Raw genomic sequence first — 15,614 nt, forward strand, 5'->3', positions numbered from 1 at the left:
ACGGCCAGCTCCCCTCCTGTCCCGAGCCCTAGGAACCGAAGATGTCAGACACGCCGAGTGCTCGACGCAGCCTGACCGTCGTCTACCACCCGCTGCGCGTCGACGACCTCGGCGACGCGCAGGAGACCGTCGCGAAGGTGTGTGCGGAGTACGGCTGGTCCGAGCCCACGTGGCTGGAGACGACGGCCGAGGAGACGGGCGAGAAGCAGGCACGTGAGGCCGTGCGGGCCGGCGCCGACGTCGTCGCCTCGCTCGGAGGCGATGGCACCGTACGCGCCGTCGCGTCGGCCCTCGTCGGCACCGACGTGGCCCTCGGTCTGCTCCCCGGTGGCACCGGCAACCTGCTCGCTCGCAACCTCGGGCTACCCGTCGGGGACCTGGGCGACGCTGCGAGGACGGTCGTCGAGGGCCGGGACCGGCGCATCGACGTCGGGGTCGTCCGGCTCGGTGACGACCTCCCCGAGCCGGAGTCCAGCCGCGCCACCAAGGAAGGCCCGAGCCAGGTCGCCGACGACGAGGAGATCTTCCTCGTCATGACCGGCCTGGGCCTCGACGGCGAGATCATGGCCGACACGAACGAGAAGGTGAAGGAGGCCGTGGGCTGGCTCGCCTACATCCTCGCCGCCGGGAAGAAGCTGTCGGGCCGGGGCTTCCAGGTCGAGGTCGGGGCGTCGGGCGGGACAGGGGTGGTCGGTGCGCCGGGACAGGTCGTGGCCCGGCATGCGCGCGCGGTCATCGTCGGCAACTGCGGCACGTTGCAGGGCGGGGTCGAGCTGATGCCCGAGGCGGTCGTCGACGACGGTCAGCTGGACGCGGTGGTGCTCGCGCCGCGTGGCGCCTTCGGGTGGGCATCGGTCCTCGCCGATGTCGCGACGCGCCACCGGGCCGGTCACCAGCGGTTCGACCGGCTCGTGGCTCCCGACCTGACCATCCTCGCCAGGCGCGCCGTCGAGGCGGAGATCGACGGCGACCCCGTCGGCGAGCACCGCGCGCTCGCCATCCGGGTGCTGCCCGAGGCCCTGGTGGTGCGCGTTGGCTGAGCCGAGGACGTCCCCGCTCCGCGCTCCGCAGCAGCGGGGTGGGCGCAGCCTCGGGCGCGGGCGGCGACTGCTCAAGGCCGTCGGCTTCGGCCTCGGGTTCGCGGTGCCGGTGACCGCGCTGGCGTTCGTCGTGCGCGAGAAGTTCCTGCCGGTCATCGAGCTCGACGAGCGGCTCATCGTCGCGGCCACCGACATCACGCGGGACAACCCGTGGCTGCGGACGTCGCTCGTCGTGTGGCAGGAGATGACGCAGCCGAAGTGGGTCTACGTCGTCGCCACGGGCGTGGTCCTGCTCGTGTGGCGGCGCCACCGCGAGCTCACGACGCGCGCAGCCTGGGCGTTCATCACGATGATGGTCGCCTGGAACCTCCAGCTCGTCCTCAAGGCGGTCGTCCAGCGGGCCCGCCCCGTCGTCAGCGACCCGGTGTCGCACGCCCCCGGCTACAGCTTCCCGTCGGGCCACGCGGCCAACGCCGCCGCTGTCGCGGCCGTGATGATCCTGTTCCTGTGGCCGCTGCTGTCACCGGCCGTCCGACGCTGGGTCGTGGGTGGCCTGGTCACCTTCGCACTGCTCACCGCGCTCGACCGGGTCTTCCTCGGCGTGCACTTCCCCTCTGACGTCCTGGCCGGCGTGCTGTTCGGCGTCGGCCTGGGCACCGCGTCCTACGTCGGCTATCTCGGGTGGAACCCCCAGCATCCTGACGACTCCCTCCCGCCGGAGGGCGCGGCCGGGCCCGAGCCATCGAAAGGCACCACGTGAACGACACCTTCGTCCACCGCTACGAGAGCGACCCGTCACGACCCACGCTCGGCGCGGCTCTGCGCGACGCCGCGCTACGCGTGCTGGCGCCCGCGATCGTGCTCTTCGGCGCGATCGTCGGGCTCGGGCTCCTCATCGTCGGCCCGTTGGGCGGCCTGCCCTGGGAGAACGACGTGAGCCGCGACGTGCAGTCCCTGCGCACGTCGACGTGGGACACCGTGACGATGCTCTGGTCACGCATCGGCAACACCGAGATCATCATCGGCGTCTGTGTCCTGGTCGTGGCCCTCGTGTGGTGGCGCACGAAGCAGTGGTGGTATGCCGTCGTGCCGGCCATCGCGATCGCCGCGCAGGCCAGCGTCTTCGTCGCCGCGACGACGATCGTCGGCCGTGACCGGCCCAAGGTCGCCCACCTCGACCCGGCGCCGCCGACCTCGAGCTACCCCAGCGGACACGTCGGTGCCGCGACGGCGCTCTACCTCTCCTTCGCGTTCATGGCCCAGCGGATCGAGCGCTCCTGGCTGCGGCGGCTCGTCACCGTCGTCTGCGCGGTCATGCCGTTCCTCGTGGCGTGGGCGCGCCTGTACCGAGGCATGCACTCCCTCGTGGACATCGTCATCGGTGTCCTCAACGGCGTCATCTGCGCCCTGCTCGCCTGGCACTACCTGCGGCGGCGCTCCGCTCGCGGCCGGGTAGCAGGCCGCGAGCGGGAGGCCGTGTCCGCTGAGTCAGCGGCCCGACCGGGGGGCCGTCAGACGTCGGCGTGACGGGCGCGGCCGAACGAGTAGACGCCGAAGGCGATGAGACCCAGGGCGACGAGGCCGAGCAGGACGGGGCCACCCGGGGCGCCGAGCAGGTTGCGCAGGGCACCGTCCAGGCCGCGGGCCTCGCTCGGGCTGTGCCGGACGGCGGCGAGGACGAAGAGCCCACCGACGATGGCGAGGGCCACGCCCTTCGCGATGTAGCCGACGCGCCCGGCCTTGACGATCCATTCGCTGGGATGCGTCTCCAGGTCCTGGAGGAACGTCCTCTTCCAGCCCTTGACGACGTGGTAGACGCCGATGCCGACGACGAGGAGCCCGACGGCGCCGACGAGCCACTGGCCCGCAGGCTGCTTCATGAGCGATGCCGTGAAGTCGGTCGACTGCTGCTTGCTCGACGAGCCGCTCCCGCTCGCGAAGTCGAACGCCGTCCACGACAGCGCCAGGTAGAGGACGGCCTTGCCTGCAGCCTTGAGGCGGTCGCTCGTGCGGAGTCCGCCTGAGATCACCTCCGTGACCTGCCAGATCGCGAGGCCGAGCCAGGCGACGACGGCGATCCACAGCATGACCATGCCGAGCGTGTTGTCGGCCAGCGCGCCGAGAGCACCCGACTGGTCGGCGCTCGATCCCTTGCCGCGGACGGCGAGCTGCACCGCGATGACGCCGATGACGATGTGGAGCACGCCGTTGACGAGGTAGCCCACACGCGCTGTCGACTCGAGCGCGGGGTGGTCGCCGGCACGCCGCGAGGCGGCCCTGACGTCAGTGGAGTCCATGCACCTGATCCTGTCCGTTTGAGGGGTCCCCGATGAGCACTGGAGAACATACCCACGGATGCCGTCCCGCCCGCGGCCCGCGGCCGGGCCTTCCGGCTCAGACGAGGCGCAGGTGGCGCCGGCGTCCGCGGCGCGTCCGGCGGACGGTGCGCGAACGCGTTCCTGCGGCGTCCGGCCCGGGCCCCCAGGGGTCGGGTCGGTGCAGCCGTGCCTCCTCGGCGCGGTGCCGGATCTCTGCCTCGCGCTGTGCGACGAGGGCGGCGACGATGTGGTGCGAGAGCATGTCCTGCTCCTTCGAGGTCGGTGTCGTGCTGACCTCTCCAGCGTCGTTCTGAGGCGGGGACGCGCACATCGGGAGAACGGCCTATTCGGCGGCACCCGACGGGTCCCGGCGGACGGCCACGCGGTCTGAGGTAGGCCTCAGGTCAGCTCGAGCACGCGCCGCACCTCGGGCCACGCGCGCTCACCGAGCGCGCGGTCGGCGGCCTCGGAGCCGCCGCGCGCCATGCGCTGCCCGCCGGCCGCGACGGGCTCGCCCGGCAGGATGACGCGGTGGCCCGCATCGGGGTGGGTCACCACCGTCGTCGGCAGGTCGAGGGAGCGACGTCGTGACTCGACGGCTCGGGCGAAGTCGAGCGAGGGCCACACCCGGTCGTCGCCGCCCGCCACGAGCAGCACGTCACCGAAGAAGCGCTCGACCGGGATCGTCGCCGAGGCAACGCGATCGGCGGCGGTGCGCAGGCTCTGCGCGTAGACGGGCGTGAACGCCGGGGGGTCGCCATCGGGCTCGGCAGCGTCGTCGTAGGGCACGAACGGGGCCGCCGCGCCGCCCCGGCTCCACGACGAGTGCTGCGGCCGCGGCGCGCCGTCGGGCCCGGGACCGACGTTGGCCCACACGACGTGGCTCGGCGCGAACGCGACGACCGCGTCGACGCGGGGGTCGTCGGCGGCATACAGCAGGAACGCCTCGGCGGACTTCGACGTGCCGAAGAGCACGACGCGGTCGCATTGTGCGGCAAGCGTCTCCACGGCCCAGTCGAACGACTCCAGGGGGTACTCCCAGATGCCGGCAGGCTGGCCGTCACCCCCGAACCAGCGATAGGTCAAGGCCGTGACGCCGGCGCGCGCGAGCACCACGGCGCGATCGCGCTCGACACGCCCGCTCGACCCGGAGAGGACCAGGACCCCGGTGCCGTTGGTCGGTCGCGCAGGCCCCACGAGGACCCCGTCATGGTCGGTCGTCACTTCGCGCAGATCCACACCACCCAACCTAGCGAGGGTGCGACGATGACGAATGACGACTCAGAACGGCGCCCGCAGGGTGCCCGGCCCTCGAGAGGTGACCCACATGCCCAACCATGCCCGCACCGAGATCGTCGACGCCTCACCCGCGGCGGTCTTCGCGATCCTCGACGACGTGACCCGGGCCCCGGAGTGGCTGAAGCGCTGCACGCGTCTCGACAACGTGACGGGCGGTCCGACGGCGGCCGGCACGCAGCTGAGGTACCACTACAAGGACGGCCGCCGCACGGGCGTCATGGACGGCAAGGTGCTGGCGCGGGAACAGGACCGCAAGCTCACCAACTGGTTCACCGACAGGATGATGGACGTGACCGTCGACTTCGACCTCGCGCCCGGTCCGTCACCGGAGCAGACACGCCTCACCCACACGATCACCATCGGCACCAAGGGTTTCGGCAAGATCTTCACGCCGATGATCAACCGGCAGCTTCCGGGCCAGACCGAGAGCGCGATGACCGAGCTCAAGCGGCTCGCCGAGTCCGGCTGACCCGGGCCACCGCGCCGGTGCTCCGAAACCACGTCGACGCCTGTCGGTGGCCCGGTCCAGACTGGGCCCGGAGGAGGCAGACGACGTGACCGAGCCGTTCACCCACGCGAGCACCGACGCGCCCACCGACCCGACGTCCGCCCGGCTGCCCCGGGCGCTGACGCCGTTCCGCAACGCCGGCTACCGCCGGCTCGCGATCGCCCTCGTCCTCAGCACCTTCGCGTCGGGTGTGTGGGTCGTGGCGCTGGTCTGGGAGGTCATCCGCATCGGCGGCGGGCCCGCCCACCTCTCCATCGTGTCGACCGCGGCAGCCGTCGGGGTCATGCTCCCGGCCCTGCTCGGCGGTGTCGTCGCCGACCGGGTGCCGCAGAAGCTCATCCTCGTCGCCGTGGCGAGCGTCGAGCTGACCGGCATGGGCCTCGTCGCGCTGCTGTCCCACACCGGGCTCACGGAGCTGTGGCACCTCGCAGCCGTCTCGTTCGTCGCCGGCTGCGGCATGGCCTTCTACTATCCCGCCTACTCGGCGTGGATCCCGTCTCTCGTGCGTGAGTCCGACCTGATGGCCGTCAACGGCTTCGAGGGCATGGTCCGGCCCACGGTCGGCCAGGCGATCGGCCCGGGAGTGGCGGGCTTCGTCGTCGGCGCGGCCTCGCCCGGCTGGGCGCTGACGGTCGCCGCGACGGCCTCGCTCGCCGGCCTCGTCGCCCTGACCTTCGTCCCCCGGACCCCCGTGCGTCGCGAGCTCGCCGAGCGCGACGGACATCCCGTGCGCACCGCCCTCGTCGACGTCAGGGAGGGCTTCGTCTACATGGTGCGCACGCCGTGGCTGCTCGCGACCCTGCTGTTCGCCAGCCTCATGATCCTCGCGATGATGGGACCGTTCGAGGTCCTCATCCCGTTCGTCATCAAGGACGAGCTCGGGGGCGACGCCGGCGACCACGCGATGGTCATGGCGGCGTTCGGCATCGGTGGTGCCGTCGGCTCACTCTCGATGGCGTCCGTCCGCATGCCGCGGCGTTACCTCACGATCATGAACGGCATGTGGGGCGTCGGCTGCCTGCCGCTCATCGTGATGGGCAGTGCGACCCAGATCTGGGTGCTCGTCGTGTGCGCCTTCGTCATGGGCGCGCTGTGGTCGGCTCCCATGGTCATCTGGGGCACGCTGCTCCAGCGCCGGGTGCCGCCAGCCCTGCTCGGGCGCGTCGCGTCGCTCGACTTCTTCGTCTCGATCAGCCTCATGCCCGTGTCGATGGCCCTGGCTGGTCCCGTGTCCCAGGCGATCGGCCTGGGCTGGACGTTCGTCGTCGCCGGCACGGTGCCACTGGTCGTGGCTGTGGCTGCGACCCTCTGGGCCCGACTGCCCGCTGACGAGATCGCCCACCCCCTGCGCGAGGAGGCGCCGGCCATCCAGACCTGAGCCTGACACGCCTCGTCGTCCTTCTCGACCCGACCGCGACCTTGCCTCGTCACGTCACGCGGGTCAGCCGCCCAGGCGCTCGAAGGCGGTCACCGTGAGCACGGCGGCTCCGACGTCGTCGCTCGCCGCGAGGTCGACGACCGCCGTGATGCCCCAGTCGCGGTCGTCGTCGGGGTCGACGACGACCTGACGCAGCCGCCACTCGGTGGAGGTCCGCTCGACCTGGAGCAGCGCGGGGGAGCGGGCGCCCTGGTCGGTCGCGATCGCGTCGTGGTCGTCGTAGTAGGCACCGAGGGACTCGTTCCACGTGTCGGCGTCCATGACGACCTTCTGGGGTGGGTCCGTCAGCTCGGCGACACGCGCCTCCAGGTCGCCGAGCGCCTCCCACTCGTCGCGGGCGGCCAGCTCCACGCGGTGGAACATCGCGTTGCGGACCATGACGGTGAACGCGCGTTCGTTCGCGGTGAGCGGGCGTGCGGGTGGGGCGACGTCAGCCTGCTGGACCACGGCCTGCGACGGGTTGACGAGGTCCTCCCACTCGTCGAGCAGGCTCGAGTCGGTCTGGCGCACGAGCTCCCCGAGCCACTCGATGACGTCCTCGAGCTCTTCCGTACGGTGCGACTCCGGGACGGTCCGCCGCAGGGCTCGGTACGCGTCGGTGAGGTAGCGCAGCACGAGGCCCTCGGACCGGGACAGGCCGTAGTACGAGACGAACTCGTTGAACGTCATGCCCCGCTCGTACATCTCCCGGACGACCGACTTCGGCGACAGCGAGTCCTGCGAGATCCAGGGGTGGGACTGCCGGTAGGCCGCGAGGGTGACCTCGAGCAGGTCGGCGAGCGGCTTGGGCCAGCTGACCTCCTCGAGCCGCTCCATCCGCTCCTCGTACTCGACGCCGTCGAGCTTCATCGCGGCGACGGCCTCGCCGCGTGCCTTGAACTCCTGGGCCCACAGCACCTGACGGGGGTCCTCGAGGATCGCCTCGATGACCGAGACGAGATCCTTCGCGTACGTGTCCGACTCGGGGTCGAGCGTGTCCATGACCGCGAGCGCGAACGGCGCGAGCGGCTGGTTGAGGGCGAAGTCGCGCTGGAGGTCGATGGTCAGCGCGTGCCGGCGGCCAGAGTCCTCCACCGTCGTGAGCCGCTCGACGACGCCGGAGGTCAGCAGCTCCTTCGCAAGCACGAGCGCGTGGCGCTGGAGACGGCGCTGGTCCTTGCTCTCGTGGTGGTTGTCGGAGAACAGCCTGACGGCGTGCGCAACCGGGTTCCCCTCTCGCGCAAGAAGGTTGACCAGCATCGAGTGCGACACGCGCAACCGCGGCTGGAGCGGCTCCGGCTCGGCGACGATGAGCCGTTCGAACGTCTCCTCCGACCAGCCGACGAACCCGTCCGGCGCCTTCTTGCGTTGGACCTTCCGCTGCTTCTTCGGGTCGTCGCCCGCCTTCTCGACGGCGCGGAGGTTGTCGATGACGTGCTCGGGAGCCTGAGCGACGACCCAGCCTCGTGCGTCGAACCCGGCCCGCCCGGCGCGGCCGACGATCTGGTGGAACTCGCGGGCCTTGAGGAGCCGCTGCTTCGTGCCGTCGAACTTCGTCAGGCCGGTGAGCAGCACCGTGCGGATCGGCACGTTGATGCCGACGCCGAGCGTGTCGGTGCCGCAGATGACCTTGAGCAGGCCGTCCTGCGCGAGCTGCTCGACGAGGCGGCGGTACTTCGGCAGCATCCCGGCGTGGTGGACGCCGATGCCGTGCCGGACGAGCCGCGACAGGGTGCGGCCGAAGCCGGCGCCGAAGCGGAACCCGCCGATCCGATCGGCGATCGCCTCGCGCTCGTCGCGCGTCGTGATCTTCACCGCCATGAGGCTCTGTGCTCGCTCGAGCGCCGCCGCCTGCGTGAAGTGGACGACGTAGACGGGTGCGCGGTCCTTCTCCAGCAGCTCCTCGATGGTCTCGTGGAGGGGCGTCACGGCATACGAGAACTCGAGGGGTACGGGGCGCTCGGTGCCGGTGATGACGGCCGTCGAGCGGCCGGTGCGCCGGGTCAGGTCGTCGCGGAACATCGTCACGTCGCCGAGGGTGGCCGACATGAGCACGAACTGGGCCTGCGGCAGCTCGAGGATCGGCACCTGCCACGCCCAGCCCCGGTCGGGCTCGGAGTAGAAGTGGAACTCGTCCATGACGACGAGGCCGATGTCGGCCGAGCTGCCTTCGCGCAGAGCGAGGTTGGCGAGGATCTCGGCGGTGCAGCAGATGATCGGGGCGTCGGCGTTGACCGACGCGTCGCCCGTGATCATGCCGACGTTGTCGGCGCCGAACTGCTCGCAGAGCGCGAAGAACTTCTCGGAGACGAGCGCCTTGATCGGCGCCGTGTAGAAGGAGACGCGGTCCTCGGCGAGCGCCGTGAAGTGTGCCGCGGTGGCCACGAGCGACTTCCCGGAGCCCGTCGGCGTCGACAGGATGAGGTTGCTGCCGCTCAGCACCTCGAGGAACGCCTCCTCCTGGTGCGGGTAGAGCGTGAGGCCGCGCTCGTCGGTCCAGTCGGTGAAGACCTCGTAGAGGCGTTCGGGATCGGGGTCCCGCGGAATGCGCTCGCTGAGGTTCTTCGTCACCACAGGAGTATGCCGCCGGGCTGCGTCCCCGGCCGAATCGTCACTCCTTGTCGGTCGGCGGGGTCCAGAGGACCTCGACGTTGCTGCGCCGCAGGGCCGTGGCGAGCTCGGCGGGGGGCTCCTTGTCGGTGACGAACCAGTCGGCCGCCCCGAGCTCGGCGACCTGGACGAAGAGCCGCCGGTCGATCTTCGACGAGTCGGCGAGGATCGCGACGTTGCTCGCCCGTTCGAGCATCTTGCGCATCATGGCCGCCTCCGCGAGGTTGCCGGTGAAGTAGCCGTCGAGCGACACGCCGCCGACGGTGACGAGGGCGAGGTCGCAGCGGATGTCCATGTCGCGCCCCCCGAGGGAGACGGGGAACGCGACCGGGCCGATCGTGGCCTGCGCGACGAGGCTCACGTCGCCGCCGAAGACGTAGAGGTCGCGCAGGCACTTCTGTGGCACCTCGGCCGGCAGGCGCAGGTTGTTCGTCGCGATGGTCAGGCCGCGGTGCTGGCGCAGGTGTCGGGCGAGGGCTAGAGCCGTCGTGCCGGCGTTGATGATGAGGACGTCACCGTCGGTGACGAGGCCGGCCGCGATGGCGCCGATCTTCTCCTTGGCGGCGGGGTGCACCTGGATGCGCGTGTTGAGGCTGGGGTCCATGCGCGGCATCCGCGTCGGGTCGACGGCGCCGCCGCGGGTGCGCTTGACGAGTCCTTCGCCGTCGAGCTGGTCGAGGTCGCGCCGGATCGTGTCGGCCGAGACACCGAGCCGGTCGGCAAGGGCCTGGACGGTGACCTGTCCCGCCTCGGTCACGATCGCCACGACGGCGGCCTTGCGGCTCGCCGGCAGCTGGGTCGAGTCGTCGTCCATGGCGTGGAGCATACGGCGAGACGGTGCGTCCACGGTGCTTCTCCGTGCCTTTTTCTACGTCTTAGTGCTGCTGAGCGCGTCTCACACCCCGAAAACATGCAGGAACATCCGCGAAACGCCTTGACCGCGCCTGTTGAGCCTGTCTAATCTCGCACTAAGGGGCAAGAAACAGCATCTACATGCAGGCAACGCAGTCAGGATCGGAGCAGTGATGCGAGCACAGAGTGGTGCTTCACGTTTGGTGATGGTGGCCGGCACGGTCGCGGCGCTCAGCGTCGTAGCGGCATGCGGTGGCGGTGAGGGCTCCCCGATCGGCAACGCCGCGGGCAACGACAGCAAGACGGCCGCCGACGGCTCGGTGGTGCTCGAGTTCTCCCAGTGGTGGGAGCCGGAGCTGCCGAAGGGCGCCCTGCGCGCCATCATGGATGACTTCGAGAAGGCCAACCCGGGCGTCAAGGTGAACCTCATCAGCGCCCCGTACGCCTCGACCCAGCAGCAGACCGTCGCAGGGGCGGCCTCGAAGACGCTCGCCGACGTCGTCGGCCTCGACGGCGCCTGGGTCAGCGACTTCGCCAAGCAGAAGGCGATCGCCGACATCACCGGCCTCATCAAGGAGTCGGGCTACGACGACTCCCAGCTCGCCAGCCAGATCAAGGTCGGCGGCCAGACCTACATGATCCCGGTCGTCAACTTCGTCTACCCGATGTTCAGCAACGACGAGCTGCTCGCCAAGGCCGGCGTCAACGCACCTCCGGCCACGCGTACCGAGTTCCTCCAGGCCGCCAAGAAGGTCACGGCGACGGGCAACGGCGCCTATGGCTGGGTGCTCCCGCTCGCGCAGGACGCCCCCAACGGCATCCAGAACGACGTCATGTCGTGGGCCTGGGCGTCCGGCGGCTCGATGCTCAAGGACGGCAAGCCCGACGTCACCAACGCCGCGGTCACGGGCGTCGTCACCTTCGTCAAGCAGCTGTGGGACGCCAAGGCCATCGCGCCCGGCGCCCTGACGATGAAGGAGCAGGACAAGGTCGAGCAGTTCACCAACGGCCGCGTCGGCATGATGATCGACTCGCTGGCGCACATCAACCTGATCCGTGAGAACAACCCGAAGCTGAAGTTCAGCATCTCGGCGATCCCGTCCGAGGACGGCTACACCGGCAAGCGCGGTATGCCGTACGCGTCGTGGGGCATCGGCGTCTCCGACACGAGCCCCCACAAGGCCGAGGCTTTCAAGCTCGTGCAGTACCTCATGAGCAAGGAGGTCAACTCCAAGCTCTCGTCGATCGCGAACGCCTTCCCGGGCAACACGCAGTCGGTGCCTGACTTCGTGAAGTCCGACGCGATGTTCAAGACCGCCTTCGACATCTGGAACAAGGGCGTGCCGGCCAACGAGTTCACCGGCCTGCCGACCGCGGAGGACCTGATGCGCAGCTTCGACGTGCAGCTGCAGGAGACCCTCGCCAACAACCAGCCGATCCAGACCTCGCTGACCAACGTCCAGGCCGACTGGTCGTCCAAGTTCTGACCGCTGACGGCGGGGCGGGCCACACGCCGGCCCGCCCCGCCCCGGGAGGCACCCATGTCCGCACCCACTCTCACCACACCGATCGCGCCCACACCGGTGGCAGGCCGTCGACGCGCACCGCTCGCGAAGCGGCTCGCACCGTACGGCTACCTCGCCCCGGTCGCGGCCCTCATGCTCGTCCTGATGATCCTGCCGATCGCGGTCGTCATCCGGTACTCCGTCTTCGACAACGTCATCATCAGCCCGACCTCGGTCCTGGTCGGCCTCAAGAACTACGTGACGATCTTCGCCGACCCGCTCTTTCGCACCGCGGCCCGGAACACCGCCGTCTTCACGGGCGTGAGCGTCCTCGCGCACCTGCTCCTCGGCCTCGGCTTCGCGATGCTGCTCAACTCCACGCTGCTCGGCCGGCGCACCAAGACGGTCTTCCGCACGATCTTCGTGATGCCGTGGCTGCTCACGGTCGCGATCATCGCGATCCTCTGGCGGCTGCTGCTCGACCCGAACGGTGTCGTCAACTACAGCCTCCAGTCCGTCGGCCTCATCGACGGACCCGTCGCCTGGCTCTCCGAGCTGAACCTCGCGCTGCCGGCCGTCACGCTCATCAACATCTGGGCCGGCTACCCGTTCTTCATGGTGAGCCTGCTCGCCGGGCTCCAGGGCATCTCGTCCGACCTGTACGAGGCCGCGGCCGTCGACGGCGCCTCGTGGTGGCGCCGCTTCGTCCACGTCACCCTGCCGTCGCTGCGCCCGATCATCATCAGCATGGCGCTGCTCGACGTCATCTGGACCTCGCAGCAGTTCCCGCTCATCTGGATGACGACGGGCGGCGGGCCGCTCGACCGCACGGAGATGCTCAGCACCTACACGTACAAGCTCGCCTTCAGCGAGTACCAGTTCGCCCAGGCCTCGGCCAGCGCGGTCATCATGCTCGTCGTCGCGCTCGTGCTCGCCGTGTTCTACGTCCGACAGCAGCGAGCGAGGGACTGACCATGACGAACCCCACTCTCACGCCGGCCAGCTCGTCGCGGCCCGCGACGCACGTCGCGCCCTCCGCGGCGTCGACGCCCACGCGTCCGGTCGTGGCCGACGTGCCCGGCGCACCCGTCCGCCGCCTGTCGGCACGGACGAAGCGACTGCTCCTGCGCACCGGCGCGTTCGTCGGCCTGCTCCTGGGCGCCTGCTTCGCAGGCCTGCCGATCCTCTGGATGGTGTCGAGCTCCTTCAAGGACAACTCCGAGATCTTCGCGTGGCCGCCGAGGCTCGTCACCGACAACTTCTCCTTCGCGGCCTACAGCTCCGTCTTCACCGACCCGGTCAAGCTGCGCTTCTTCGCCAACAGCTACATCGTCGCGATCTCGGTCACCGTGCTGACGCTCTTCGTCGCGATCCTCGCGGCCTACGCGTTCAGCCGCTACGAGTTCCGCGGCAAGGCGGCCGTCAACGTCGTCATCGTCGGCATCCAGGCCGTGCCGCCGATCACGCTGCTCATCCCGTACTTCGGCCTCATCGTCGCGCTGCGGCTCTACAACAGCTACCAGGGCCTGATCCTCACCTACATGGTGTTCACGCTGCCGTACGCCATCGTCATGATGACCGGCTACTTCAACACCCTGCCGCGCGAGCTCGACGAGGCGGCCCGTGTCGACGGCACGTCGAGCTTCGGTGCGCTCTGGCGCATCCTCGTGCCCATCTCGCTGCCGGGCATCGTCTCGGTCGCCGTCTACACCTTCATGATCGCGTGGAACGAGTACCTCTTCGCGCTCACCCTCACCCGGACCGACAACATGCGCACCGTGCCGATCGGCATCCAGCTCCTCATGGGACAGCACTCCTACGAGTGGAGCGAGATGATGGCGATGAGCGTGCTCGGGAGCATCCCGGTCCTGGTCCTCTTCGTGTTCTTCCAGAAGTTCTTCATCGGCGGCATGACGGCCGGTGCGGTCAAGAGCTGAACACACGGCACCACACCAAATCCCGAGAGAAAGACGCACCCCCATGCTCGTCAACGGAGTCAAGCTCCTTCAGGTCGCGCGCGAGAACCACTTCGCCGTGCCGGCCTTCAACATCAGCGACCACGCCATGATGAAGGGCATCTTCGAGATCAGCGAGGAGACCGAGTCGCCCCTCATCATCGCGATCCACCCCGACGAGGTCAGCCACGTCGGCTCCGACTTCCTCAGCTCCGCGATCAGCCGGGCGCGGCGCGCGACCGTTCCTGTCGCGATCCACTGGGACCACGGCGCGACGTACGAGGAGGCACTGCGGGCGATCCAGCTCGGGTTCACCTCGGTGATGATCGACGCGTCGCTCAAGCCCTACGACGAGAACGTCGCGATCTCCAGGCGGGTCGCCGACACCGCCCACGCCGTGGACGTCAGCGTCGAGGCCGAGCTCGGCACGATCGGCAAGACGGACGACGAGGCGGAGGCCGGCACCGACTCGATCATCTACACCGACCCGGAGGATGCCGTCCGCTTCGTCGCCCAGACCGGCGTCGACAGCCTCGCCGTCGCCATCGGCACGTGCCACGGCCTCTACCCCGACTGGATGAAGCCGGAGATCAAGCTCGACCTCCTCGAGCAGATCGAGGCCGCCGTCTCCGTGCCGCTCGTGCTGCACGGCGGGTCCGGCAACCCCGACGAGGAGATCGCCAAGTCCGTCGCCCACGGCATCGCCAAGATCAACATCAGCAGCGACATCAAGGTCGCCTACCACGACAAGATGCGTCAGGTGCTGGCCGACACGAAGCTCCGTGAGCCCAACTCGATCCAGCCGCCGTGCATCGACGCGATGAAGGTCGTCGCCGCTCACAAGATCGAGCTGTTCAACGCCACCGGGAAGGCTGCCCTGTATTGAGCACTCCAGCTGTCGTCCTCGGTTTCGGGGCGGCGGTCGACCGTGAGGTCACGTGGGACCCCGTGGTGCTCGCCGAGCTGGCCGAGCACCACGGGATCGGCCCCGACGACCTCGTGGCGGTCGGTCCGATCCGCACCGAGCGCGACCTCGTCGCCTCGGTCCTCGGCTACCTGGGCCGGGGCGCCGGCGGCGAGCGGCGCGTCGACGAGCCCGCGGTCATCACGCGGTTCAGCGACCGGTTCGACGGCGTGACGTCGCTCGGCGGCACGTGCGTGCGGGCCGCGAGGGCCATGCGCGGCCTCGGCACCTCGTCCGTCGTGCATCTCTCCTTCGTCGACGACGAGGTGCGCCGCCTCCTCCCGGAGGGCACGGCATACCTGGTCGCCGACACGGACGAGGCGACGTACCCGCACCTCATCGTGCAGTACCCCTCCGGTGCCCGCATCCGCACCGAACGGCTCGATCTCGTTGCGCCACGGGCCAACCGGCTCATCTACGTCAACGACCCGGCCAACGAGCGGCTCGCGCTGAGCGACGGCCTCGCCGCGTCCGTGGCCGACGCGTCGGTGTTCCTCGTCTCGGGGCTGAACGCGATCCGGACCGTGCCCGAGCTGCGCGAGCGCCTCGACCACATCGAGGTGTGCATCGGGGCGGCACGCCGCGACGGGCTCGTCTACTACGAGGACGCCGGGTTCCACGAGCCGGAGCTCGCCGACGTCGCCCGGTCGCACATGGTGCGGCTCGTCGACGTCTACAGCCTCAGCGACGAGGAGCTCGGGGCCGTGCTCGGACGCGACGTCGACCCGCTCGACGCCGCCGACGTCCTCGACGCCGTGACCACCGTCGCCGCTCGCGTGGACGTGCCGGTCCTCGTCGTCCACTCGCGTCACTGGGCGCTCGCCGTCGGGGCGGCCGCCTCGCACGTCGCCCCGGCCCTCGCGACGGGGGTGGCCGTCGCCACTGCGCGGTACGCGTACGGGTCGTCCGCGACCGACGCGGACGTCCGCTCCGTACGCGCGGCACCGCTGGACGCGGACACTGCCCGCTTCGCCGCCGGCCTGGCCGTGCTGGGCGGCAGCCGCGTCGCGTGCGCCCCGGTGCCCACGCTCGAGGTCGCGACCCCGACCACCGTGGGCCTCGGCGACACGTTCGTCGGCGGCTTCCTCGCCGAGTGCGCCGCCTCCTCGACCATCCGCACCGCCGTCTCCCGAAGGGGCCACTGAC

At 70.1% G+C, this 15,614-nt stretch carries 15 protein-coding genes; 10 read left to right on the forward strand and 5 right to left on the reverse strand.

Translation table 11 applies throughout. The features are described 5' to 3' along the window. Positions 1-41 precede the first annotated feature (41 nt). The 3 genes from ACFQU3_RS17330 to ACFQU3_RS17340 are packed head-to-tail and all read left to right on the forward strand — an operon-like array spanning position 42 to position 2,567. On the forward strand, positions 42-1,040 hold the full coding sequence (locus ACFQU3_RS17330; RefSeq protein WP_385912006.1) for a diacylglycerol/lipid kinase family protein: 999 nt from the start codon (positions 42-44) through the stop codon (positions 1,038-1,040). Further along, positions 1,033-1,800, forward strand: coding sequence for a phosphatase PAP2 family protein (locus ACFQU3_RS17335; RefSeq protein WP_385912008.1), 768 nt, complete (start codon positions 1,033-1,035; stop codon positions 1,798-1,800). The genes ACFQU3_RS17330 and ACFQU3_RS17335 overlap by 8 nt, the downstream gene beginning before the upstream one ends. Further along, a complete protein-coding gene (locus tag ACFQU3_RS17340; RefSeq protein WP_385912010.1) occupies positions 1,797-2,567 on the forward strand; it encodes a phosphatase PAP2 family protein in 771 nt (256 codons plus the stop codon). The genes ACFQU3_RS17335 and ACFQU3_RS17340 overlap by 4 nt, the downstream gene beginning before the upstream one ends. Here ACFQU3_RS17340 and ACFQU3_RS17345 read toward each other — a convergent pair. The 3 genes from ACFQU3_RS17345 to ACFQU3_RS17355 form a co-directional block, all read right to left on the reverse strand. Then, entirely contained in the window at positions 2,552-3,337 is a 786-nt protein-coding gene (locus ACFQU3_RS17345; RefSeq protein ID WP_385912012.1) for a DUF1206 domain-containing protein, read from the reverse strand. The genes ACFQU3_RS17340 and ACFQU3_RS17345 overlap by 16 nt on opposite strands. Positions 3,338-3,434: 97 nt before the next feature. Beyond that, positions 3,435-3,620: a hypothetical protein gene (locus tag ACFQU3_RS17350; protein ID WP_385912014.1), complete on the reverse strand. Its 186-nt coding sequence runs from the start codon at positions 3,618-3,620 to the stop codon at positions 3,435-3,437. A 137-nt stretch (positions 3,621-3,757) separates the two neighbouring features. Next, entirely contained in the window at positions 3,758-4,597 is an 840-nt protein-coding gene (locus ACFQU3_RS17355; protein ID WP_385912016.1) for an acyl-CoA thioester hydrolase/BAAT C-terminal domain-containing protein, read from the reverse strand. Positions 4,598-4,685: 88 nt separating this feature from the next. Between ACFQU3_RS17355 and ACFQU3_RS17360 the strand changes: the two genes are divergently transcribed. Both ACFQU3_RS17360 and ACFQU3_RS17365 read left to right on the forward strand, forming a co-directional pair. Continuing rightward, positions 4,686-5,126: an SRPBCC family protein gene (locus ACFQU3_RS17360; RefSeq protein ID WP_385912017.1), complete on the forward strand. Its 441-nt coding sequence runs from the start codon at positions 4,686-4,688 to the stop codon at positions 5,124-5,126. A gap of 85 nt (positions 5,127-5,211) precedes the next feature. Then, positions 5,212-6,543, forward strand: coding sequence for an MFS transporter (locus ACFQU3_RS17365; RefSeq protein ID WP_385912019.1), 1,332 nt, complete (start codon positions 5,212-5,214; stop codon positions 6,541-6,543). A 63-nt stretch (positions 6,544-6,606) separates the two neighbouring features. Here ACFQU3_RS17365 and ACFQU3_RS17370 read toward each other — a convergent pair whose 3' ends face one another. Together ACFQU3_RS17370 and ACFQU3_RS17375 are read right to left on the reverse strand one after the other, a co-directional pair. Then, on the reverse strand, positions 6,607-9,156 hold the full coding sequence (locus ACFQU3_RS17370; protein ID WP_385912021.1) for a DEAD/DEAH box helicase: 2,550 nt from the start codon (positions 9,154-9,156) through the stop codon (positions 6,607-6,609). Positions 9,157-9,193: 37 nt separating this feature from the next. Further along, entirely contained in the window at positions 9,194-10,006 is an 813-nt protein-coding gene (locus ACFQU3_RS17375; RefSeq protein WP_385912023.1) for a DeoR/GlpR family DNA-binding transcription regulator, read from the reverse strand. Positions 10,007-10,250: 244 nt separating this feature from the next. Here ACFQU3_RS17375 and ACFQU3_RS17380 point away from each other — a divergent pair, with 244 nt between their 5' ends. Genes ACFQU3_RS17380 through ACFQU3_RS17400 form a run of 5 tightly spaced genes read left to right on the forward strand, consistent with a single transcriptional unit; the run spans position 10,251 to position 15,613 of the window. Next, positions 10,251-11,531: an ABC transporter substrate-binding protein gene (locus ACFQU3_RS17380; protein WP_385912025.1), complete on the forward strand. Its 1,281-nt coding sequence runs from the start codon at positions 10,251-10,253 to the stop codon at positions 11,529-11,531. A gap of 54 nt (positions 11,532-11,585) precedes the next feature. Beyond that, positions 11,586-12,521, forward strand: coding sequence for a carbohydrate ABC transporter permease (locus tag ACFQU3_RS17385; RefSeq protein WP_385912027.1), 936 nt, complete (start codon positions 11,586-11,588; stop codon positions 12,519-12,521). A gap of 2 nt (positions 12,522-12,523) precedes the next feature. Further along, a complete protein-coding gene (locus ACFQU3_RS17390) occupies positions 12,524-13,486 on the forward strand; it encodes a carbohydrate ABC transporter permease (protein ID WP_385912029.1) in 963 nt (320 codons plus the stop codon). 43 nt (positions 13,487-13,529) lie between these two features. Beyond that, entirely contained in the window at positions 13,530-14,390 is an 861-nt protein-coding gene (locus tag ACFQU3_RS17395; RefSeq protein WP_385912030.1) for a ketose-bisphosphate aldolase, read from the forward strand. Beyond that, positions 14,387-15,613, forward strand: a complete 1,227-nt coding sequence (locus ACFQU3_RS17400; protein WP_385912032.1) for an ADP-dependent glucokinase/phosphofructokinase — start codon at positions 14,387-14,389, stop codon at positions 15,611-15,613. The genes ACFQU3_RS17395 and ACFQU3_RS17400 overlap by 4 nt, the downstream gene beginning before the upstream one ends. Position 15,614: the final 1 nt, after the last annotated feature.

It is taken from the genome of Terrabacter sp. GCM10028922, assembly GCF_042666095.1.
GTDB lineage: Bacteria > Actinomycetota > Actinomycetes > Actinomycetales > Dermatophilaceae > Terrabacter.